This is a genomic window from Actinomadura meridiana (assembly GCF_039537545.1).
Classification (GTDB): Bacteria; Actinomycetota; Actinomycetes; order Streptosporangiales; family Streptosporangiaceae; genus Spirillospora; species Spirillospora meridiana.
In genome coordinates this window covers 227000-247917 of record NZ_BAABAS010000001.1, presented here as the reverse complement: position 1 = coordinate 247917, position 20918 = coordinate 227000, and the positions used below count along the sequence as shown (strand labels likewise).

The window sequence follows — 20918 nt, the reverse complement described above, 5'->3', positions numbered from 1 at the left end:
GCCGGAGGTCGCACGACCCGCCGACGCAGGCGACCGCAGCGACGCAAGCAAACCGCGACAGGCCCCAGAAACCGCGAGGTGTCGTGAGGATCGCCTGCGTCGCCCGGGGGGTCAGGGGGGTCGCCCCCCTGGCAAATACCGACAGGGGCGACAACTCGCCAGAACATGGTCATGGCAAGGCTTTCTCGCCTGTGTGAAGGCATTTACCTTTGCCGCTACCCCCACATGAGGAGAGACCATGTCTCACAGACGCGGCCTTCGGGTCGCCGTCCTTGCCGTCGGCGTCCTGGGCCTCGCCGGCACGCAGGGCATCGCGACGGCCCAGCAACCCAGCCCCCAGCCCTACTCGGCGGCACACGCGGCGAACCTGCCCGCGGCGATGCTGAAGGCGATGCAGCGCGACCTCGGCCTCAACCAGGCCCAGGTGAAGGAGGCGCTCGCCAACCAGGTGAACACCGGCGCCGCCGCCGGGAAGCTCCAGAACCGGCTCGCCGGCAGCTATGGCGGCAGCTACGTCACCGGCAAGACCGGTGGAACGCTACATGTCGCCACCACCAACCCCGCCAAGGCCTCCCAGATCGCTTCCTTCGGCGCCAAGGCTGAAGTCGTCAGGTACAGCCTCGCCCAGCTGGACGCCGCCAAGGCCAAGCTGGACCGTGCCACGCGGCAGAGCGCTCCGTCCCACACTCCGGTGTGGTACGTGGACGTCCGCAGCAACAAGGTCGTGCTCCTGAGTTCGGCGCCCGCCAAGGCGCGTGCCTTCGCGAAGGCGGCCGGGGTCAGCCTCGGCCAGGTGACCGTGCGGCGTTCCAGCATGAAGCCGCGGACGTTCTACGACCTGCGCGGCGGCGACGCCTACTACATGGGCGGACGCTGCTCGATCGGCTTCCCCGTGACCCGGGGTTCCACGGTCGGGTTCGCGACGGCCGGGCACTGCGGCCGGGCGGGCACGTCCGTCAGCGGGTACAACCAGGTCGCGCTGGGCAGCTTCCAGGCGTCGACGTTCCCGGGCAACGACTACGCCTGGGTCGCGGCGAACAGCAACTGGAAGCCGACCGCCCGCGTGAACGGCTACGGCTCGGTCGCCGACAGGGCCGTGGAAGGTTCCACCGTGGCGCAGCCGGGGCAGCCGGTCTGCCGCTCCGGCTCCACGAGCGGCTGGCACTGCGGGAACGTGACGCAGCTCAACACCAGCGTCACCTACAAGGAGGGCACCATCTACGGGGTGACCCAGACGACGGTGTGCGCCGAGCCCGGTGACTCGGGCGGCTCGTACATCGCGGGCACGCAGGCGCAGGGCGTGACGTCGGGCGGTTCGGGTGACTGCACCAGTGGCGGCACGACCTTCTTCCAGCCGATCAACCCGCTGCTCCAGGTGTACGGCCTGACCCTGTACACCGGGACCCCGCCGGACGACGGTGGCGGCGACGACGGTGGCGACCCGCCGACCGGCACGTGGGCCATCGGAACCGTGTACTCGACCGGAGACGTCGTGACCTACAACGGCGTCCAGTACCGGTGCATCCAGGGCCACCAGGCCTTGCAGGGCTGGAACCCGGCCGCTGTACCGGCGCTGTGGGAGCAGATCTGATGACGGGTATCACCCGGCACGTGTGAAACGGCGCCCCGGACCGCTGCCGGGGCGTTGCTCCCCGGGCCCTCCCCTCGCATCGCCGCCGGGGGAGGGCCCGACCCTTCTCTACTGGAACAGGGGGCTGTCGAGAACGCGGTGGTCGTGGCTCGGGATCACTTCGCAGCCGAGGTCGGCGACGAACTCGAAAGTCTCGTAGCACTCGAAGAGGTTGGTGTGGATGGTCGGCGCGATGCATTTGCGCCAGTCGGACGGGTTCCAGTTCTCGTAGACGCCGATCGCGTCACCGGCGAGCAGGTAGCGTCCGGTTTCCGTTTCGACCAGGACGCCCTGGGAGCCGGGAGTATGGCCCGGTAGTGGGACGACGCTCACGCCAGGGCAGATCTGTTGTTCCCGGGAGATCGCCTCGGTTCGGTCCCAGGCCGACATCCAAGGCGCCTGTAGGCCGGGCAGTTTCTCGTAGGCGCGTTCGTGCAGCGGCAGCGGGTGCATCGCGTACTCAAGCTCGCGCCGGTTCACCAGGATTCGAGCGTTCCGGAACAGCGAGTTGTTGGAGCAGTGGTCCCAGTGCAAGTGGCTGTTGACCACATAGTCGACGTCGTCGGGGTCGACGCCATATTCGCGCAGGGCGGTCTCGGGCAGTTCCTCCGGGGCGCGGACGAAGGCGTACGGGTGATGTTCCCGGACGTATTCGGGCGCCAGGGTGCCTGTGTCGAAGACGACGCGGGTCCCGGCGGCCTCGATCACGAACATGAACATGTGGATGTCGATGGACTCGTCACTCGCGGAGCCGTAGACGGCGGCGGCCAGCGGAACGTTCTTGGAGCGCCCGACGCGGATCGCCTTGACGGTGACGCTCATCGCTCCTCCAGGACGTCGACGCCGAGGTCGTGGGCGACGCGGCGCAGGTCGGCGATGGTCCGTTCGGGGAGGAGGATGCCTTCTCGGGTGTTCTCCGATTCGGTCAGGCTCTCGATCTCACCGGGGTAGCGCACCTCGTCCTCGCCTTCACGGGAGCCGGACTTGAGTTCGGCTACCAGCGCCTCCATGCGTTCCTCGAACTCGGCCACGGGGCTGAACGACGCGATGTCGAGCGCCATATAGAGGTGTCCGGAGCGGCCTGGCTTCTCGGATTGGTAGGGCCCGCTGACGCCCGAGCCGAAGCCGCTTCCGCTCAGCACTCCGGACAGGACGTCCATCATTACCGAGATGCCGTATCCCTTGTGTTCTGCCATGGGCAGGACCGTGCCGAGTAGCGCGGTCGCCGGGTCGCGGGTGGGTGAGCCGTCGGCGGCGACGGCCCATCCGTCCGGGATCTCGTCGCCCTTGTTGCGGGCGAGGTAGATCTTGCCTCGGGCGACTCCGGTGTTGGCGATGTCGAGCACCATCTGGCGGTCGCCGCCGACGGGCGCGGCTATCGACCACGGGTTGCTGCCGACGAGCTTGCCGCGTCCGCCCCAGGGCGCCATCGCCGGGCTGGAGTTCGTCGTCAGGATGCCGACGCAGCCGCGCGGCGGCGCCATTCTGGTGAAGTACGCGGCGGTGCCGAAATGGTTGGAGTTTCGTACGGCGACGACTCCGACGCCGTGTTCGGTGGCGCGGTCGATGGCCTCGTGCGCGGCGCGGGCCGTGACGATCTGGCCGACGCCGTCGTGGCCGTCCAACGTCGCTACGGCGCCCCGGCCGGACACGATCTCGGCCTTCGTCTCGCCGGTCATGACGCCCGACCGGATGCGGTCCACGTACCAGCCGACGCGCAGCACCCCGTGCGACTGGTGGCCCCACAGGTCGGCCTGGACGAGGCTGTCCGCGACCAGCAGGGCGTCGTCCCGCGGCACGCCGCACGCGGTGAAGATCCGCGTGGCGGCGTCCCGCAGGTCGTCGGCGGAGATCCGCGTCGTCACTTCGCGCCGCCCATGGGCTCCATCAGGACGAGCCGCTCCTCCGTCATGTCGCGGACGGCGTAGTGCGGGCCCTCCTTCCCCTGCCCGCTGTCCTTCACTCCGCCGTAGGGCATCAGGTCGGCGCGGGTGCTGGACGTCGAGTTGACCACGACGACGCCCATCCGCAGTTCGCGCGTGGCGGCCAGGGCGGTGTCGATGTCGCGGGTGAAGATGCCCGCGGCGAGCCCGAAGGGGGTGCCGTTCACGACATCGACAACGGCGTCGAAGTCGTCGAACGGGACGACCGACACGATGGGCGCGAACGCCTCCTCGCAGAGCAGCCGCGACTCCCCCGGCACGTCCACGAGGATGGTCGGGGACATGACCGGGCCGGAGCGCGTCCCGCCGGTCACGATCCTGGCGCCCTGGTCGGCGGCGGCGTGCACCCAGTCCTCGGCGCGCTTCGCGGCGTCCTCGCTGATCATCGGGCCGATGTCGGTGGCCGGGTCCTCCGGGTCGCCGAGGACGAACTTCTCGGCCGCGGCGGTCAGTTCGGCGAGGAACTCGTCCAGCACGTCGGCGTGGACGTAGAGGCGCTGCACCGAGGTGCACACCTGGCCCGACTTGCGGAACGAGCCCCGGGCGCACTGCTTCGCGGCGGACGCGATGTCGGCGTCCCGGCACACGATGGTCGCGGACACGTTGCCGCACTCCAGCGTCGCGCGCCGCAGGCCGAGCCGCGCGGAGATCGCCTTGCCCGCGGCGGTGCTGCCGGTGAAGGTGACGAAGTCGACGCGCTCGTCGTCGACGAGCGCGCGCCCGACCGGGTCGCCGGGGCCGAGGACCAGCCCGATCAGGCCGGGCGGCAGGCCCGCGTCCAGCAGCATCCGGCACAGCGCGGCCGCCGCGATCGGCGTGAACGGCGACGGCTTGACCACCGCCGCGTTGCCCGCCGCCAGCGCGGGCCCGATCTTGTGCGCGACGGTGTTCAGCGGCGAGTTGAACGGCGTGATCGCGCCGACCACCCCGACGGGCTGCCGGATCGTGAACGCCAACCGGTGCTCGAACCCGGGCGCCGCCTGGATGGGGACGACGGCGCCGTCGATCCGCTTGGCCTCCTCGGCGGAGAGCAGCATCGTCTGGACGGCCCGGTCGGTGTCGCCGAGACAGTCCTTCACGCTGAACCCCGACTCGCGGGCCACGTCGAGCGCGAGCTGTTCGCGGTTCTTCGCGATCGCGTCCGACACCGCCCGCAGCACCTCGTAGCGCTTCGGCGGGGACAGCGGGGTGCGGCTCGCCTCGCGGGCGACGGTCACGGCGTCGGCGACCATCGCGGGCGTCGCGTCGTAGGCGACCGCGAGCGGCTCCCCCGTGAACTTGTGGTGGACGGTGCGCTCATGGTCGCTCCGCAGCCACTCGCCGTTGATCAGGTTCGCGACCGTGGGTAGGTCGGTCATGTCTGCTGTCCTCTCTCGTCTGCCCGCGGCCCGTCCGCCCGCGTCCGCGACGCCTCGGCGACCGGCGACCAGCCGGTGTGCTTCTCGTAGGCGCGGCCCGCCCGCAGGACGCGGCCGTCGCGGTGGCGCGGGCCCACGATCTGGAGCCCGACCGGAAGCCCGGACGGCGTGACTCCGCACGGCACGCTCAGCGCCGGTTGCCTGGTCATGTTGAACGGATAGGTGTAGGGCGTCCACGACGCCCAGACGTGCGTCGGTTGTGGACCCGGGCCGTTCCGGGGGGTGTGGGGGGTCGTCCCCCCACAAGGCACTGGCCCGTTGCGGCCCGCCTCGAACGCGACGGTCGGCACGGCCGGGGTGACCAGCAGGTCGAACGACTGGTGGAACCGCCCCATCCGGAACCCGAGGTCGGTGCACACCGCCATCGCGTCGAGATACTCCACGGCGGTGGTCGCGCGGCCCTCCTCAGCGCACTGCCGCAACCCCGGGTCGACGAGGTCGAGCTGTTCGGGGCTGTAGGGCCGGAGCGTCCGCGCGGCCCCGGCGCACCACAGCGTCTGGAACGCCTCGATGGGATCCTCGAACATCGGCGCGACCTCGGTCACGTGCGCGCCGAGGTCGGCGAGCACCCCGACGGCCGCGGCGACCAGCGCCGCGACCTCCGGGTCGGTGCGGCCGTAGCCGAGGTCGGGCGAGTACCCGATCGACAGCCCGGCGACCCCGGACTCGATGCCGAGCGTGAACGACTCGTCCCTTTCGGGGGGCGCCGCCCAGTCACGACCGTCGGGACGTCCGATCACGTCGAGCAGGATCGCGGCGTCCAGCACCGACAGCGTGATCGGCCCGCGGTGCGACAGCAGCCCGTTGCTGCCCTGCGGATACGTCGAGACGAGATCGCCGGTCGGTTTCAGGCCGACCGTGCCGGTGAACGCGGCGGGGACCCGGATCGAGCCGCCGCCGTCCGTGCCGATCGACCACGTGCCCATCCCGGCCGCGACCGCCGCCGCCGAACCGCCGCTGGAGCCGCCGGGCGTCAGCGCCGTGTCCCAGGGGTTCAGTGTGATCCCGGTCCGCGGCGAGTCGGTGACGCCCTTCCAGCCGAACTCCGGTGTCGTGGTCTTGCCGATCAGAACGGCGCCCGCCTCCCGGAGCCGGGCCACGCTCGGCGAGTCCTCCCGCCACGGGCCCGACTCGTCGACGAGGCGGCTGCCGCGCAGCGTCGGCCACCCCTGGGTGCGTTCGAGGTCCTTGACGGAGGTGGGCACGCCGTCCGCCGGGCCGCGCGCCGTCCCCGCCGCCCAGCGGGCCTCGGACTCGGCCGCCGACCGCAGCGCCGCGTCCTCGTCGACCAGGACGAACGCGTTCAGCTCGGCGTCCCGCTCCTCGATCGCGGTCAGCGCCGCGCGCGTCGCCTCCACCGGCGAGACGTCGCGCGCCGCGTACGCCGCCGCCAGTTCGGCGGCGCTCATTCCAGCGAGATCCGACACGGCGGGCCTCAGGCCGCGGGGGTGTGGTCGGTGACGTCGACCTCGAAGTCGATGAGCGCGGTGACCTCGTCCGCGGTGAACCCGGGCGCCACGTACTCCAGCTTGAAGACGTCGCCGACGCGGCGCAGCACGCACAGGTCGGTGACGACGATGTTGACGCAGTCGCGTCCCGTCAGCGGGTACTCGCAGCTCCGGACGAGCTTCGGCCGTCCGGCGGAGTCGCAGTGCATCATCAGCACCATCACGTTGACGTCGCCCGCGACGAGGTCCATGGCCCCGCCGATGCCGCCGCCGACCATCTTCGGGGTGCTCCAGTTGGCGAGGTTCGCGGCGGAGTCCACCTCGAACGCGCCGAGCGCCACGAAGTCGACCTTGCCGCCGCGCACCATCTCGAAGGACGTCACGCTCTCGAAGAACGACCCGCCCTTCTCCAGGTGCACGTACTGGCCGCCCGCGTTGTAGATCTCGGGGTCGTAGTCGTCCTTGGACGCGATCGTCCCGTACCCGAGGACGCCGTTCTCCGAGTGCAGGACGATGTCGCGCCCGGAAATGTAGTCCGAGATCAGCGTCGGGATGCCGAGGCCCAGGTTCATGTAGCTGCCGCTCGGCACGAGCCCCGCCGCGACCTCCGCCATCTGCCGCCGGGTCAGCGCCTGCTTCCCGTTGTAGGTGCGGGCGCTGTCGGCGCCGCGTCCCTCCCTGACCACCGGGAAGTCGTGCGGGACCTCGACCGTCTTGCGGACGACGCGGCTGACGAAGATGCCGGGCAGCCCGATCCGCTCGGGGTGCAGCTCGCCGTCCACGATCTCGTCGACCTCGGCGATCGTGATCTCGGCGCCCTTGGCGAACGCGGGCATGAAGTTGCGTCCGACGCCGTCGAACTCAAGGTTGCCGAACCGGTCGGCGCGGGCGGCGCGGATGAACGCGTAGTCGACCTTCAGTGCCTGCTCAAGGACGTGCTCGACCCCGTCGATCACGCGGGTCTCCTTGCCCTCGGCGACCTTGGTGCCGACGGCGGTGCGGGTGAAGAACGCGCCGATCCCGGCGCCGCCCGCGCGCAGCCGCTCGACGAGGGTGCCCTGCGGCACCAGCTCGACCTCGATCTCACCTGCCGCGATCTGCTTCTCCGCCGCCGACGTCGCCTCGCCCGCCCGCGCCGAGAACGACACGATCAACCGGTTGACCTGGCGGTTCTCCACCAAACTGATGGACCGGTACTGGCCCTCGCCGAGCGAGTTGGCGACCAGGCACAGCTGCCGGGCACCCTGCTCGCGCAGCGCCACGGTGAGGCTCGTCGGGAAGCTGTGCGTCTTGCCGAACCCGGCGATCGACACGCTCGCGCCGTCGGGGACGTCGGCGACGGCGGCCTGCGGAGACTCGTACACCTTGTTGATGGTCATGCCTGTCCAACTTCCTCTGAACTCTGCACCGGACGGAAACGTGGCAGCGCGCTGCCCTCCCCCGTGTCCTCGAACACCACTTCGACCGCGTCCCCGATGGCGACCGCGTCGACGTCGCAGTCGACGATGTTGGTCATCACGCGCGGGCCTTCCTCCAACTCCACGTACGCGAGGACGTACGGCGTGACGCCCTTCCACGCGCCCCCGGCCCGGTGGACGACGCTGTAGGAGTAGACGGCCCCCCGGCCGGTGAACTCCTCCCACCGCGTGTTCGAGCTGTGGCAGAACGGGCAGATCGGACGCGGATACCAGATCGCCGCCTCGCAGTCGCCGCAGCGGCGGCCGAGGAACGTCCCCTCCGCGGTCGCCTTCCAGAACTCCGCGGTGTCCGGGTTGACCACCGGCGCGGCCGCGGGCAGCACCGGGCTCCTGACTTCGCTCATCCCTGCTCCCTGCGAGGGGACGACCCCCCGCGCCCCCCGGTTCGCTTCGCTCATTAGAGGTCCCTCCCAAGGATCATGGTCGCGCTGCGCATCCGGGTGCCGAGGTCGCCGCCGTTGCCGTGCACGAGGGCGATCTCGCAGTCCGGCACCTGGACGCCCTGGTTCGCCTCGCCCCGCAGCTGCCGTACCGCCTCGATGATCTTGGTGACGCCGCCCCGGTGGCCCGGATGGTTGTTGCTCAGCCCGCCGCCGTCGGTGTTGAACGGGAGACGGCCGTGCGGGGCGACGAGCGCGCCGTCCTCGACGAAGCGGCCGCCCTGCCCCTTCTCGCAGAAACCGAGGTCTTCAAGGATTTCCAGGACGGTGATGGTGAAGCTGTCATAGATCGACACGTAGTCGATGTCGTCCACGGTCACGCCCGCTTGCTCGAACGCCCGCGGCCCCGACCACACGGCGCTCGTGTACGTCAGGTCGAGCCTGCCGCCGTTGGTGAGCTTCGCCGCCTCGCCCTGGCCCATGATCCGCACGGGCTGCCGGTCCAGGGTGCGGGCCACCTCGCGGCTGACCACGACGATGGCGCCGCCGCCGTCGGTGACCAGGCAGCAGTCGGCGCGGTGCAGCGGGTCGGCGACCATCGGGGAGTTCACGACGTCCTCGACCGTCAGCACCTTCTGGAGGAAGGCGTTCGGGTTGTGCGAGGCGTGCTTGGTCGCGGCCACCTTGATCTCGGCGAGCTGCTCGCTGGTCGTGCCGAACTCGTACATGTGGCGGCGGGCCGCCAGCGCGTAGGTGCTGACCAGCCCGGCGCCGGTGAACATGCCCATCTCGAAGCTGTCCTGCGGGGCGACCGGGCCGCCCCCGCCGGGCTGGATGCCGGTGCGCGGCTTGCCGGCGAGCGTGATCAGCGCGACGTTGCACTTGCCCGCCGCGATCGCCGCGATGGCGTGCGACACGTGGTAGATCGGCGAGGCGCCGCCGCTCTCCGTCGAGTCCATGTAGGTGAGGTTCGTCAGCCCCAGGTACTCGGCCATCGAGACCCAGCCGCCGCCGTAGCCGGGGGCGTCGTGCCCGCAGAAGTAGCCGTCGACGTCGTCGAGCGTCAGGCCCGCGTCGGCGAGGGCGCCGATCGCGACCTCGGCGTGGATCTGCGCGAGCGACTTGTCCGGCAGCTCCCGGCCCGGATGTTCGTACGCCCCGATGATCACGGCGGCGTCGTTGACGTTCATAGCGCTCCTCCCGGCCGCTGGGACGGAACCTTGGCGGGGACCTGCCTCGCGGCGGTCCCGGCGGCGGCGTCCGGCCAACGGCCATCGCGTAGGTCGGGGTCGTGCTGGCCGAGCTGTGGGGCGGGGCTCGGCGGCGGCGGCTCGTAGCCGAGCAGCCGCAGCGGGAAGCCCTTCTGCCTGCGGGGTTCGTCGATGAAGACGCGGCGGTCGCGGAAGTGCGGGTCCTCAGCGCGTTCCCGTGCCGACTGGACGGGGGCGGACGGGACGCCCGCCTCCGTCAGCTCGCGCAGGCAGTCCTGTTTCGTGCGGCGGACCGTCCAGGAGCCGAGGGCGGCGTCCGCCTCCCGGTGGTTCCGCTCCCACCAGGCGGCCGGTTCGGTCGCCAGCGCGTCCGCGCCGATGAGCGTGGCGAGGGCGGCGCGTTCCGCGTCGGTGTGGCAGGCGACGGCGATCCACTGGTCGTCGCCCGCGCACCGGTAGACGTCGTGCGGGGTGCTGCCCGGACGCCGGTTGCCGGCCGGTTCTGGAACGGTCCCAACGGCCAGGTGCTCGATGATCCGGTCGGCGAGCGTCCAGCTCACCAGCTCCCGCTGGGACACGTCGAGATATGTCCCCGGCAGGTCCTGGGCGAGGCAGTAGGCGATCATCCCGGCGCCGAACAGCGAAACGAGCTGGTCGGGATAGTTGATGTCGGCCGACGACCACATCGGCCGTTCCCCCGCGTACCCCGTCAGCGACGCCAGCCCGGACAGCAGGTCGAGGCTGGAGCCGTAGGACCGGGTGCCCGACTCGGGGCCGGACTGTCCCTGGCTGGACAGCGACAGGTAGATCAGGCGCGGGTTGACCTCGATCAGCCGCGTGAAGTCGATGCCGAGCCGCCGCGTGACCCCGACCGTGAAGTTCTCGATCAGGGCGTCGGCGCGCTCGACGAGCCGCCGCATCTCCGCCCGTCCCGCCTCGGTCTTCAGGTCGAGCGTGATGCCGAACTTGCCCGCGTTGTTCGACTCGAACAGCGGCGACTCCTCGATGACCTCGGCGTCGCCCGCCGTCGGCACCGGCCACACGCGGAAGGCGTCCGGACGGCCCATCGACTCGATCTTGATGACGGTGGCGCCGTAGTCGGCGAGGAGCCGTCCGGTGGCGGCGCCCGCGGTGATGGTGCCGAGGTCCAGGACGACGACTCCGTCGAGCGGCGCCCGGTCGGCGGCAGCCTCCACGCCGTCGACCGGACGCGGCTCGGGCACGTGCCCGCCAGCGTCGTCGTCGAGGGTCGGCGCGGAGCCGAACCGCCAGGGCAGGCCCGTGACGGGGGCGAGCGCGGCGGCGCCGTCCGAGACGAACGACCGGGCCAGGTACTGCGGGTCGGCGACGAGATCGGCCAGGTCGGCGCAGTAGCCGAACGGCAGGCCGAGACGCTGCGCGTCGCGGTAGATCTCCCGCTTGGGACGGTTCGCGGCCCACCGCTCGACGGCGGGCCACCACTCGTCCATCAGCTCGAAGCGCGCCTTGTCGCCGCGCAGCCGGGGGTCGTCGAGCGCCGGATCGCCGATGAGCGTGACGACGGCGTCCCACTGCTCGGGCGTGAAGATGACCCCGATCCAGCCGTCGGCGGCGCGGACCGTCCGCCAGCGTCCGGTGCTCGTGCCCGTCCGCGTGGGGATGAGGCCGGTCGCCGCGTAGACGATGTCGCTCTTCCAGTCGATGTAGGCGGCCACGTCGGCGAGCGCGACGTCCACGACGTCGCCGCCGGGGCGCCGCAGCGCGAGCATCGCGCCGTAGAAGCCGACGAACGCGGCGGCGTGCGCGGCCTGCTCGCCGCCGAGGGTGAGCGGGGCCCGGTCGGCCTCGCCGACCATCGCGGCCAGCCCGCCGTAGCTTTCGGCAAGCAGGCTGTCGCCGTAGGAGTCGGAGCGTTCGTCGTCGGCGCCGTAGGTCGTGATCGCGACGACGACCAGCCGGGGATGGGCCGCACGCAGGTGGTCGGGTGAGAGCCCGGCCCGCGCCGCTTGGCCCGGGCCGAGGTCGGTGATCAGGATGTCGGCGGTCGCCAGCAGCTCCGCCAGGCGGGCCTGCCCGTCCGGGCTTTCCGGGTCGAGTTGGACGCCGCGTTTGTCGGCGTTCAGGGTCGCGAACGTGTAGCTCAGGCCGTCGGCGTCGACCGGCTCCCGCGTCCGCGTGGGATCGCCGCCGGGCGGCTCGCACTTGGTGACGGTGTGCCCGAAGCCCGCGAACAGGCGGCCGCAGACCTGGCCCGCCACACCGTCCGCGAGTTCGACCACCCGGAGGGTTCGACCGTTCATCGGGTGCCTTCACCCGCGCGTCCGACCGCCTTGCGGTGCGTCGCCGCCGCGTCGTCGAGCACGTCCGAGCGGGCCTTGATCTGGTACCGGACGTCCTCGCCGTACTCCAGCGCCTTCGTCCAGTCCGAGATGTACATGGGGATCTCGTGCAGGGCGCGCTTCGCCCACCCCAGCGTCACCCCGTTGTGCCGGCCGACGCGGCGCGCCAGGTCGAGCGCGGCGTCCTGGAGCTCGTCCGCCGGGACGGCCAGGTTCACCAGGCCCCACTCCGCCGCCGTCGCGCCGGTGATCCGGTCGGCGGTCAGCACCATCCAGGCGGCGCGCTTGGCACCCAGCCTGAGCTGCGTGGACGGGCCCGCGAGCCCCGGGTACAGGCCGAAGCCGACCTCCGGCATCCCGATCGGCGCGTCGTCGGCGGCGATGGCGAGGTCGCTGGAGTTGATGAGCGTCAGGCCGCCGCCGAGCGCGAAGCCGTTGACCGCCGCGATGATGATCGCCGAGTGCTGCCGGATGCGTTCCTGGACGGCCAGCCAGCTCGTCCGCCGTCCCGCGCCCCGGCGGTCGGTGTCGATCTCCTCCTCCCCGGCCTCCTTGAGGTCGACGCCCGCGCAGAACGCGGGTCCGGCGCCGGTCAGGACGATGACCTTGGCCTGTCCCTCGCAGCGGTCCAGCACCTCGATCAGGGCGGCGCGCGCGGCGCGGCTCATCGCGTTCCGCTTCTCCGGCCGGTTCAACGTGATGCGCGCGACGCCACCGGACAGGTCCTCGTAGCGGATGAGGTCGTGATCAGCGATCGAGTCCATGGGATTCCAACCTCACTTGCCTGCGGTGACCGTGTCGGCGGTGCTGAACTGCGGGATGGCCCGGCCGCCCGGGTTCGGCCGGAAGACCACGTGAACGGGCTGGTCGAGGTGCGGCTCGGGAGCGCCGTCCGGCTCGTCCGCCAGGACGCTGATGACCAGCGGGCCCTCGGTCAGCCGGACGTACACGAGCTGGTAGGGGACCTCGTCGGCGAAGGCGGCGAAGTACTTCTGGTGCATCGTGCACCACGACCAGATGGTCCCGGTGCCGCTCGCCTTCTGCCAGGTGGCGGCGCTGGAAAGGCACTGCGGGCAGACGGGAGCGTCCGGGAAGCGGTACCGGCCGCAGTCCGAGCACTGCTGCAACCGGAGCTCGCCTTCGGCGCAACCGTCCCAGAACGGCTTGTTGCGTGGGGTGATGTCCGGCAAAAGCTTCTCGTAGGCCGCGACGTCCATCGGCTTACCCCTTCTAGTCGGCCGCGAAGATGTGCGCGGTCACGATGGGCGAAACGCACATGTACTGCACGGTGTTGCAATCCTTGACCTGCCGCTCTCCGGCTTCGCCGCGCAGTTGCCGTACCGCTTCCACATGCAGCGCGAAACCCTGCATGTAGCTTTCGCTGGTATGCCCGCCTGACGTGTTGAGAGGCCGTTCGCCGTCGAGTTCGATGCGGCCGTCGCGCACCCATTCCCAGGAGCTTCCTCGGGGCGCGTGACCGAAGCCTTCCAAGGTGAACAGGATCGTCGGCAGGAAGTTGTCGTACACCTGCATGCAGTCGATCTCGTCCGGCCCGATTCCGGCGTTCTTGTACAGTTTTTCGGCGACGGCGGCGCCCGTCGAGAAGTAGAAGTCGGGGCTGATGTAGCTGCGGCTGAGTTCGGCGCGTCCAGCCGTCGCCACGACCCGTACGGGCTTCTTGCGCAGCCCGCGTGCGCGTTCGGCGGACGTCACGATGAACGCGACCGCGCCGTCGTTGATGATGCAGTAGTCCAGCTTGCGCAGCGGCTCGGAGATGTACCGCGACGCGAGGTACTCGTCCCGGTCGATCTCCTTCTGGAAGACCGCCAGCGGGTTGCGGGCGCCGTTGGCGCGGTTGTTGATGGCGAGCGGCGCCAGCGCGTCCTCCGGGGCGCCGTACATGGCGCGGTACCGCTGGTACATCATCGACACGTACGCGCCGGTGGAGGTCATGCCGTACATGGCGTCGTACGCGCCCGCGGGGTCGGCGTCGCCGCCGCCGTACTTCAGGCCCGCCGAGCGTCCGTTCGTCGCGTAGACGCAGGCCACCATGTCGGCGACGCCCGAGCGCACCAGGGCGCACGCCTCCTGGAGGGCGACGCCGCTCATGCGGCCGGTGCCCTCCAGATCGTGGACGAAGTCCGGGCCGGTCAGCCCGACCGTCTCACCGAACTGGCCGTACTTGACGTTGATGCAGAGAAGCCCGTCGATGTCCTGCTGCGTGGCGCCGCAGTCGTCCAGGGCGTCCCTGAAAGCCTCGGCGGCGAGTTCGTAGGCGTCGTTCGGTCGACTCTTGTCCGCGTACAGGCGTCCGAAATCCGACGACCCGACGCCGACGATTGCCACGTCTTTCGTGGGCATGGCGATATCACCCTCGCACTCGTGTCGGCGTGGCTTGGCGCCACGATGATGAGGTGGGACTTCGTGTTGGCCTAGGACTCGGGGTTTTCTCTTTCCAGGTTCTCCACGGCCTTCAGCGCCGCCTTGGCGGCGGCCCGAACGTGACGGTGTGACGCCTCGGACGCGCGTTCGGGCGAGCGCGCGGCGATCGCCTCGGCGAGTTCGAGGTATTCCTGCATGGACGACTCAAGGCGGCCCGGAATGGTCACCGACAGGCTGCGCAGCGCGTGGATCCGCGTGTGCAGGGGCTCAAGCATCGACTTCAGCAACGAATTGCGCGCGCCCGCCAGGAGCAGCCCGTCGAACTCGTATATCGCCTGAAGGCGCTCGTCACCGGAGGCGTGCGGCTGGACCTTCGCCACGAGCGCGGCGACTTCCTCGTCGGTCGCGCGCAGCACGAACAGCTCGGCGGCGGCGGGCTCCAGCGCGTCCCGCACCTCGTAGATCTCGCGCACCTCGGCGCTGCCCAGGCGCGCGACGCGGACGCCGCGGCTCGGCGACGGTTCCACCAGGCCGAGGGTTTGCAGGTGCCGCATGGCCTCCCGCACGGACGTCCGGCTCACACCGGTCAGTTCGACGAGTTCACGCTCGGTGAGTTGACGACCTGGGGGGAGCAGCCCCGCGGCGATGGCGTCGCGGATGCGGCGAACGACCATCTCCGGTACGGATTCGGCCGGGCGGTCGATCATCAGGTCGAGCTTCGGGTCGGTCACGGCAGTCCTTTGCTTTTGTCTGACATAGTACAGATTATGACGTCCAGTTTATGTCGGTCAATGTGGGGCGAGTCTCACCGGGTCGGCACCAGGTCGTTCAACGGCGAGCCCGCCAGCGTCGGACCTGTCGTCTGTAGGTGGCAGGCCACCTCTCCCCCGCCCTCGACGGGCGTGGGCTCCGGGACCTTCTGTCTGCACACGTCCATCACGAACCCGCACCGGGTCTGGAACGGGCATCCCACCGGCGGCTTGGCCGGGTCCGGGAGGTCGCCCTCCAGGACGATCCGTTCCGACTCGCGGCGCGGATCCGGGATCGCCGACAGCAGCGCCTGCGTGTACGGATGCGCCGGGGCGCTGTAGACCCGTTCCGCCGGACCCGACTCGACGATCCGGCCGAGGTACATCACCCCGACCCGGTGCGAGATGTGCCGCACGATGGCCAGGTCGTGCGCGATGAACAGGTACGTCAGCCGGAACTCCGCGCGCAGCCGCTCCAGCAGGTTGATCACCTGGTTCTGGGTGGAGACGTCCAGCGCCGACACCGCCTCGTCGCACACGATGAACTTCGGGTTCAGCGCGATGGCGCGGGCGATGGCGAGACGCTGGCGCTGCCCGCCGGAGAACTCGTAGGGATACCGCTCGGCGTAGCTGGCCCGGAGCCCGACCATCTCGATCAGCTCGTGCACCCGCGTGCGCGCCGCCTTCGCCGACAGCTTCTCGTGGACGAGCAGCGGCTCGGCGATGCTCGCCGCCACCGTGGACGACGGGTCCAGCGAGGAGTACGGGTCCTGGAACACCATCTGCATGCTCCGCCGGGCCCTGCGCAGCTCGCCGCCGCGCAACCGGGTCACGTCGTGCCCGTCCACCGTGATCGACCCGCCCACCGTCGGCACCAGCTTCAGCAGCGCCCGCCCGGTCGTCGACTTGCCCGACCCGGACTCGCCGACCAGACCGAACGTCTCGCCCTCGTCGATGTGGAAGGTGACGTCGTTGACCGCGCGCACCTGCCGCGCCGCCGCCAGCGTCCGCCGCTTGCGGAACACCACGCTGACATCGCGCGCATCGACGAGCGGCCCTGTTTCGGACGGCGCCTTCGCCTCGGTCGACGGTGCGCCGGACCCTTTGACGCTCATGGGGAACCTGCCAAGTTCAGCTGTTCGGTTCGGCAACAGCGGCTGCTGCGGCCCGCCTCGACGATCCGGAGCGCGGGCGGGGCCGCCACGCACTCCTCGCTCGTGTGCCCGCACCGGGGGCTGAACCGGCAGCCCTCCGGCATCCGCCACGGCTCGGGGGTGCGGCCCGGAATCGTGGGCAACTCCTTCCCGCGCACCCCGAGATGCGGCATGGCGCTCAGCAATCCCGCCGTGTACGGATGTTTCGGCCGGGTGTACAGGTCGAGCGCGGACGCCGTCTCGACCACCTCGCCCGCGTACATCACCACGACCCGGTCGGCCAGCTCGGCGACCAGCCCGAGGTCGTGGGTGATGAACAGGATCCCGCATCCGGTCTCGTCGCGGAGCCGCGACAGCAGCGCGACGATCTGCGCCTGCACCGTCACGTCGAGCGCGGTGGCCGGTTCGTCCGCGATGAGCAGCTTCGGCTCGCAGGCCAGCGCCATCGCGATCATGGCGCGCTGCCGCATCCCGCCGGAGAACTCGTGCGGGTAGTCCTTGACTCGGCTGCTCGCGTCCGGGATCCCGACGAGGTCGAGCATCTCCGCCGCCCGCGCGAACGCGGCCCGCCGCGACCCGCCCTTGTGCCGCCGGTAGACCTCGGCGATCTGGTCGCCGATGGTGAAGGCGGGGTTCAGGCTCGTCATCGGCTCCTGGAAGATCATCGAGATCTCGTTGCCGCGGACGTCCCGCAACTCCCGCTGCGGCATCTTGATCAGGTCGCGCCCCCGGTAGTGGATGTGCCCGGACGACGTCCGCGAATAGGACTCCGGCAACAACCGCAACACCGACAGGCTCGTGACGCTCTTCCCCGACCCGGACTCGCCGACCAGCCCCACGATCTCGCCGGGCCCGACGTCGAACGACACACCCGCGACAACGTTCGTCCAGCCCCGATCGGTGAGGAAGTCAACGCGCAGATCCTCAATCCGCAGCAACTCAGCCGCGTCCTTCTTCTCCGTCGTCACGCCTTTCTTCCCACCCATCAGGCCTTCCTTTGCTCTCGGCCGAAGGCGTCCCTCAGGCCGTCGCCGACGAGGTTGAAGCAGAGGGTCGCTATGGCGATGGCGATGCCGGGGTAGACGGCGAGCCAGGGTTGGCTGCGCATCTCCTGGAACGCCTGGCCGAGCATGCTGCCCCAGCTCGCGGTCGGCGGCAGGGCGCCGAGGCCCAGCAGGCTGATCGTCACCTCGGCCAGCAGCGCGGACGCCAGCAGGAACGACAGCTGGACGAGCGCGGCGGGCATGATGTTCGGCAGCACCCGTTTCCGCAGGATCAGCAGGCTCGGCGACCCGATGCTGGTGGACGCCTCGATGTAGACCTCCCGCCGCACCTCCAGCGTGCTGCCGCGCACCACGCGGAACATGCGCGGCGCGTACACGATGCCGAGGGACACCATCGCCGTCGTGAGCCCGGGTCCGACCGCCGCGATGATGGCGATGGTCAGGACGATCGCGGGGAACGACATCAGCACGTCCGCCGCCCGGTCGAGGAACCAGTCGACCACGCCGCCGAAGTAGCCGCTGACCAGTCCGAGCGGAAGGCCGATAACGGTCGCGATCAGCACGGCGAGCCCGCCGGCGGCGAGCGACACCCGTCCGCCGTACATGAGGCGGCTGAGGGTGTCGCGGCCCAGCGTGTCGGTGCCGAGCCAGTGTCCCGGCGTCGGCCCGGACAGGCGGTCGCTGATGTCGACCTGCGCCGGCCCGTACGGGGCGATGAGGGGCGCCGCCGCCGTCACGACGATGATCAGCAACAGCAGCACCACACCGACGACGGCCGACCTGTTGGACCGGAACCGGCGGACGACGCCGCGACCATGCGCGACGGGTACGGCGAGGTCGTCGCCGTCCTCGGCGGGCGCACCGTCGGCCCCCGCCCCGACCTTCTTGCGGACGTCCACGCTCTCACTTCGAGTCATGACATTCTGACCTTCGGATTGAAGTAGCCGTACGACAGGTCGACCGCCAGGTTGACGAGCATGATCAGGACCGCGGTGATCAGCAGGATTCCCTGCACCATCGGGAAGTCGCGGGAGAACACCGAGAAGTACGCGAGCTTCCCGACCCCCGGCAGCGCGAACAGCTGCTCGATGACGACGGTCGCCCCGATCAGCCGGTTGGCCTCGACGCCGAACGCGGTGACCACCGGGACGGCGGCGTTCTTCATGACGTGTTTGACGGCCACCCGCCGCGGACGGAGCCCCTTGGCCTTCGCCGTGCGGATGTAGTCCTCCTGCATCACCGACGTGACCGCAGCGCGGGTCTGCCGGGCGACGACCGCCGTCGGCACGGTCGCGAGCGAGACGGCGGGCAGGATGAGGTGCTGGAGCCACTCCACCGGGCCGTCCGAGAACGGCACGTAGCCGACCGCCGGGAGCGCCCGCATCTCGATGGCGAAGACGAGCACGAGCATCATGCCGACCCAGAAGTAGGGCAGCGCCATGAACGCGCTCGCGGTGACGGTCGACAGCCGGTCCAGCCAGCTGCCGGGCCGCAGTCCCGCGGCGAGCCCGAGGGCGAGGCCCACGACCGCCGCGATGAGCAGGGTGAGGCCGACCAGCGAGAGCGTGACCGGGAACCCGGCGACGACCGCCGACCAGACGCTCTGGTGGTCGACGAACGAGGTGCCGAGGTCACCGTGCAGGACGTCGGTCAGCCAGTGCCAGTACTGGACGAGGAAGGGGTCGTCCAGTCCGAGTTCCGCGCGGATCTGCGCGATCCGCTCGGGCGTCGGGTTGCTCCCGGCCAGCGCCACCTCCGGGCCGCCCGGCACCAACGCGATCAGGCTGTAGATCAGGAAGCTGACGATGACCAGCAGGGGGACCATCGCCAGGAGTCGGACGCAGAGCAGCCGCAGCACCCTGAGCCTCCGTTCTCTCTGAGCGGGTCCCGGCCGCAGCGACGGCCGGGACCCGCTCCGCTATCGGCGGGTCACTTCTTGACGGCGACGCCGCGGAACTGGCGCGAACCGTCGACGTAGATCTCGACCCCCATCACCTTCTTGTTCATGGCGAGCGGCGTGTTGAGGTGGCACAGCGTGACGGGCTGCGCGGCGTCATCGTGGGCCGTCTTGAACAGCTGCTGGTAGATCTTCGACGCGGCGTCGCGGCTCTCCGCGGCCTTGGCCTTGGTGGCCAGGTCGTTGATCGTCGGGTTCGAGTAGCCGCCGGGGTTACTGAAGCCGTCCGGCAGGTAGTAGGACGCGACCTGGATGCTCGGGTCCGCGTCCGCCTTCTGCTGCACCATGATCGCGTCGACGGTCTTGTTGACGGAGAAGCCCTCCATCAGCTTGGGCAGCTCGACCGGCTGGATGTTCATCTTGATGCCGACCTCTTGGAGGTTGGCCTGGATGAGCTCCGCGACCCGCTGGTAGGCGTCCAGGTTGTCGGTCTCCAAGGTGAAGGAGAAGCCGTTGCCCAGGCCCGCCTTGGCGAGCAGTTCCTTCGCCTTCTTCGGGTCGTACGGGTACGCGTTCGGGGTGAGGGACGGGTCGGCCGCGTAGTAGGACGACGGGAACATCTGCACGCCGGGCTGGCAGAACCCACCCTGAAGCTCGTTGACCGCCTCACGGTTGATCGCGTAGTTGAGCGCCTGCCGCACTTCCTTCTTGTCGAACGGCGTCTTCTTCACGTTCAACGCGATGGTGAAGCTGGCGAGGCTCGGCTTCTGGCACACGACCAGGTCGGCGTCCTTGGCGGGCTTGTACATGCTGGACCGCAGGAACGTCGAATCCGCCGTGCCGGTGATGGTGGCGTTCAGGCGCGCGTTGTCGTTGCTGGAGATGAGGAAGACCATCTTCGCGACGTTGACGGCCTTCGGGTCCCAGTAGCCGGGGACGGGCGTGTACTCGACCTTGGTGTTCGGCTCGTACGCGGTGACCTTGAACGCGCCGGAGCCGCCGGTGGGCATCCGCGCCTGGTTCGGGTCGTCGAACACCTTCGGGCTCATCATCATGCCCGCCGAGCTGGCGAGGATCCCGACGAGCGGGGCGGCGCCGCTCTTCGTGCTGACCTTCACGGTGCCCTTGTCGACGACGTCGACCCCGGTGACGTCGCTGAGGGCCTGCTTGTTGAAGCTCTTGTCGGCCCGGTGCCGGTCGATGTTCGCCTTGACGGACGCGGCGTCGAACGGCGTCCCGTCGTGGTACTTCCAGTTGTCGATGAGGTTCAGGGTGAGGCTCTTGCCCCCGTCGCCGATCGTCCACTTCTTCGCCAGCATCGGCACCGGTTCGCCGTCGGCGTCGATGCGCACCAGCGTGTCGTAGACCGGATAGAGGTACATCCAGCTGTTGCTGGTGGTGATCTTGTCGGGGTCGAAGCTCGTGTTCGCGACGCTGTACATCCAGGTGAACGTGGCGCTCTTGTCGACGGAGGCCTGGTCGACGGGCGGACAGGCGACGTTCTGCTTCGGCTTGGACGCTTCACCACCACCGCCGCCCGATTCACCGTTGTCTGCGCTGCACGCGCTCGCGACCATCAGGAACGTTGCGGCAGCCGCAACGATGAGCTGTTTCCGCATCTAGGGGTCCTCCGAACAAGGAGTGTGGTGTTGAGACGGGGGGTTGCCATGCCCTCCGGTGAAGCGGGCGGTGGACGGCCGGAAGAGGGGGAAATGGAGGAGGCGGACCCGGTCGCTCGCAGGGTTCCTGCGTTCGGCGGAGACGGGCCCGATCGTCCGCAGGGGTCCCTGCGGGGCTGCCTTGGTGTCACCGTGCTGCCAGTTCGTACTTTGTCTGATGAATGAGAACATACGTCTGCTTGCCAGTCAAGGACTGTTCCGCTCCCGTTCAGCCTGGCCACGAGGGC

18 protein-coding genes are annotated in these 20918 nt (G+C 70.1%); 1 reads left to right on the top strand and 17 read right to left on the bottom strand.

The genetic code is table 11. The features are described from left to right. The first annotated feature begins 238 nt into the window (after positions 1-238). Positions 239-1591 (top strand): alpha-lytic protease prodomain-containing protein, encoded by a 1353-nt coding sequence (locus ABD808_RS01190; protein WP_344888112.1) that lies wholly within the window; start codon positions 239-241, stop codon positions 1589-1591. Positions 1592-1699: 108 nt separating this feature from the next. Here the strand turns inward: ABD808_RS01190 and ABD808_RS01185 are convergent, their stop codons facing one another. From ABD808_RS01185 to ABD808_RS01105, 17 genes are all read right to left on the bottom strand, one after another. Beyond that, positions 1700-2452, bottom strand: a complete 753-nt coding sequence (locus ABD808_RS01185; RefSeq protein ID WP_344888109.1) for an N-acyl homoserine lactonase family protein — start codon at positions 2450-2452, stop codon at positions 1700-1702. Beyond that, a complete protein-coding gene (locus ABD808_RS01180) occupies positions 2449-3495 on the bottom strand; it encodes an Ldh family oxidoreductase (protein ID WP_344888106.1) in 1047 nt (348 codons plus the stop codon). Before ABD808_RS01180 ends, ABD808_RS01185 begins: the two co-directional genes overlap by 4 nt. Further along, complete coding sequence (locus ABD808_RS01175; RefSeq protein ID WP_344888103.1) at positions 3492-4931, bottom strand: aldehyde dehydrogenase family protein; 1440 nt, start codon at positions 4929-4931, stop codon at positions 3492-3494. The genes ABD808_RS01180 and ABD808_RS01175 overlap by 4 nt, the downstream gene beginning before the upstream one ends. Further along, entirely contained in the window at positions 4928-6418 is a 1491-nt protein-coding gene (locus tag ABD808_RS01170; protein ID WP_344888101.1) for an amidase, read from the bottom strand. Before ABD808_RS01170 ends, ABD808_RS01175 begins: the two co-directional genes overlap by 4 nt. Before the next feature lie 8 nt (positions 6419-6426). Further along, entirely contained in the window at positions 6427-7818 is a 1392-nt protein-coding gene (locus tag ABD808_RS01165; protein ID WP_344888098.1) for a 3-oxoacid CoA-transferase, read from the bottom strand. Next, complete coding sequence (locus ABD808_RS01160) at positions 7815-8261, bottom strand: Zn-ribbon domain-containing OB-fold protein (RefSeq protein ID WP_344888095.1); 447 nt, start codon at positions 8259-8261, stop codon at positions 7815-7817. Before ABD808_RS01160 ends, ABD808_RS01165 begins: the two co-directional genes overlap by 4 nt. 53 nt (positions 8262-8314) lie before the next feature. Beyond that, positions 8315-9487: a thiolase domain-containing protein gene (locus ABD808_RS01155; protein WP_344888093.1), complete on the bottom strand. Its 1173-nt coding sequence runs from the start codon at positions 9485-9487 to the stop codon at positions 8315-8317. After that, complete coding sequence (locus ABD808_RS01150; RefSeq protein ID WP_344888090.1) at positions 9484-11787, bottom strand: CaiB/BaiF CoA transferase family protein; 2304 nt, start codon at positions 11785-11787, stop codon at positions 9484-9486. Before ABD808_RS01150 ends, ABD808_RS01155 begins: the two co-directional genes overlap by 4 nt. Continuing rightward, positions 11784-12590: an enoyl-CoA hydratase/isomerase family protein gene (locus tag ABD808_RS01145; RefSeq protein WP_344888087.1), complete on the bottom strand. Its 807-nt coding sequence runs from the start codon at positions 12588-12590 to the stop codon at positions 11784-11786. Before ABD808_RS01145 ends, ABD808_RS01150 begins: the two co-directional genes overlap by 4 nt. 12 nt (positions 12591-12602) lie before the next feature. Further along, positions 12603-13043: a Zn-ribbon domain-containing OB-fold protein gene (locus ABD808_RS01140; protein ID WP_344888084.1), complete on the bottom strand. Its 441-nt coding sequence runs from the start codon at positions 13041-13043 to the stop codon at positions 12603-12605. A gap of 13 nt (positions 13044-13056) precedes the next feature. Continuing rightward, positions 13057-14187, bottom strand: coding sequence for a thiolase family protein (locus tag ABD808_RS01135; RefSeq protein ID WP_344888081.1), 1131 nt, complete (start codon positions 14185-14187; stop codon positions 13057-13059). Between the two features lie 71 nt (positions 14188-14258). Beyond that, positions 14259-14939: a GntR family transcriptional regulator gene (locus tag ABD808_RS01130; protein ID WP_344888078.1), complete on the bottom strand. Its 681-nt coding sequence runs from the start codon at positions 14937-14939 to the stop codon at positions 14259-14261. Positions 14940-15013: 74 nt separating this feature from the next. Next, positions 15014-16072, bottom strand: coding sequence for an ABC transporter ATP-binding protein (locus ABD808_RS01125; protein WP_344888075.1), 1059 nt, complete (start codon positions 16070-16072; stop codon positions 15014-15016). Then, complete coding sequence (locus tag ABD808_RS01120) at positions 16069-17097, bottom strand: ABC transporter ATP-binding protein (protein ID WP_344888072.1); 1029 nt, start codon at positions 17095-17097, stop codon at positions 16069-16071. Before ABD808_RS01120 ends, ABD808_RS01125 begins: the two co-directional genes overlap by 4 nt. Beyond that, positions 17097-18032 carry an ABC transporter permease gene (locus ABD808_RS01115; protein ID WP_344888069.1) on the bottom strand — a complete coding sequence of 312 codons (936 nt, stop codon included), beginning with the start codon at positions 18030-18032 and terminating at the stop codon, positions 17097-17099. The genes ABD808_RS01120 and ABD808_RS01115 overlap by 1 nt, the downstream gene beginning before the upstream one ends. After that, positions 18029-18973 (bottom strand): ABC transporter permease, encoded by a 945-nt coding sequence (locus ABD808_RS01110; RefSeq protein WP_344888067.1) that lies wholly within the window; start codon positions 18971-18973, stop codon positions 18029-18031. Before ABD808_RS01110 ends, ABD808_RS01115 begins: the two co-directional genes overlap by 4 nt. 71 nt (positions 18974-19044) lie before the next feature. Next, on the bottom strand, positions 19045-20631 hold the full coding sequence (locus tag ABD808_RS01105; protein WP_344888064.1) for an ABC transporter substrate-binding protein: 1587 nt from the start codon (positions 20629-20631) through the stop codon (positions 19045-19047). Between the last annotated feature and the right edge of the window lie 287 nt (positions 20632-20918).

Bases quoted from the DNA above. Each gene is read 5' to 3' on its own strand.
- ABD808_RS01190 (WP_344888112.1), top strand. From the start codon at position 239: ATGTCTCACAGACGCGGCCTTCGGGTCGCCGTCCTTGCCGTCGGCGTC.
- ABD808_RS01185 (WP_344888109.1), bottom strand. From the start codon at position 2,452: ATGAGCGTCACCGTCAAGGCGATCCGCGTCGGGCGCTCCAAGAACGTT.
- ABD808_RS01175 (WP_344888103.1), bottom strand. From the start codon at position 4,931: ATGACCGACCTACCCACGGTCGCGAACCTGATCAACGGCGAGTGGCTG.
- ABD808_RS01165 (WP_344888098.1), bottom strand. From the start codon at position 7,818: ATGACCATCAACAAGGTGTACGAGTCTCCGCAGGCCGCCGTCGCCGAC.
- ABD808_RS01160 (WP_344888095.1), bottom strand. From the start codon at position 8,261: ATGAGCGAAGTCAGGAGCCCGGTGCTGCCCGCGGCCGCGCCGGTGGTC.
- ABD808_RS01155 (WP_344888093.1), bottom strand. From the start codon at position 9,487: ATGAACGTCAACGACGCCGCCGTGATCATCGGGGCGTACGAACATCCG.
- ABD808_RS01150 (WP_344888090.1), bottom strand. From the start codon at position 11,787: ATGAACGGTCGAACCCTCCGGGTGGTCGAACTCGCGGACGGTGTGGCG.
- ABD808_RS01145 (WP_344888087.1), bottom strand. From the start codon at position 12,590: ATGGACTCGATCGCTGATCACGACCTCATCCGCTACGAGGACCTGTCC.
- ABD808_RS01140 (WP_344888084.1), bottom strand. From the start codon at position 13,043: ATGGACGTCGCGGCCTACGAGAAGCTTTTGCCGGACATCACCCCACGC.
- ABD808_RS01135 (WP_344888081.1), bottom strand. From the start codon at position 14,187: ATGCCCACGAAAGACGTGGCAATCGTCGGCGTCGGGTCGTCGGATTTC.
- ABD808_RS01125 (WP_344888075.1), bottom strand. From the start codon at position 16,072: ATGAGCGTCAAAGGGTCCGGCGCACCGTCGACCGAGGCGAAGGCGCCG.
- ABD808_RS01120 (WP_344888072.1), bottom strand. From the start codon at position 17,097: ATGGGTGGGAAGAAAGGCGTGACGACGGAGAAGAAGGACGCGGCTGAG.
- ABD808_RS01115 (WP_344888069.1), bottom strand. From the start codon at position 18,032: ATGACTCGAAGTGAGAGCGTGGACGTCCGCAAGAAGGTCGGGGCGGGG.
- ABD808_RS01105 (WP_344888064.1), bottom strand. From the start codon at position 20,631: ATGCGGAAACAGCTCATCGTTGCGGCTGCCGCAACGTTCCTGATGGTC.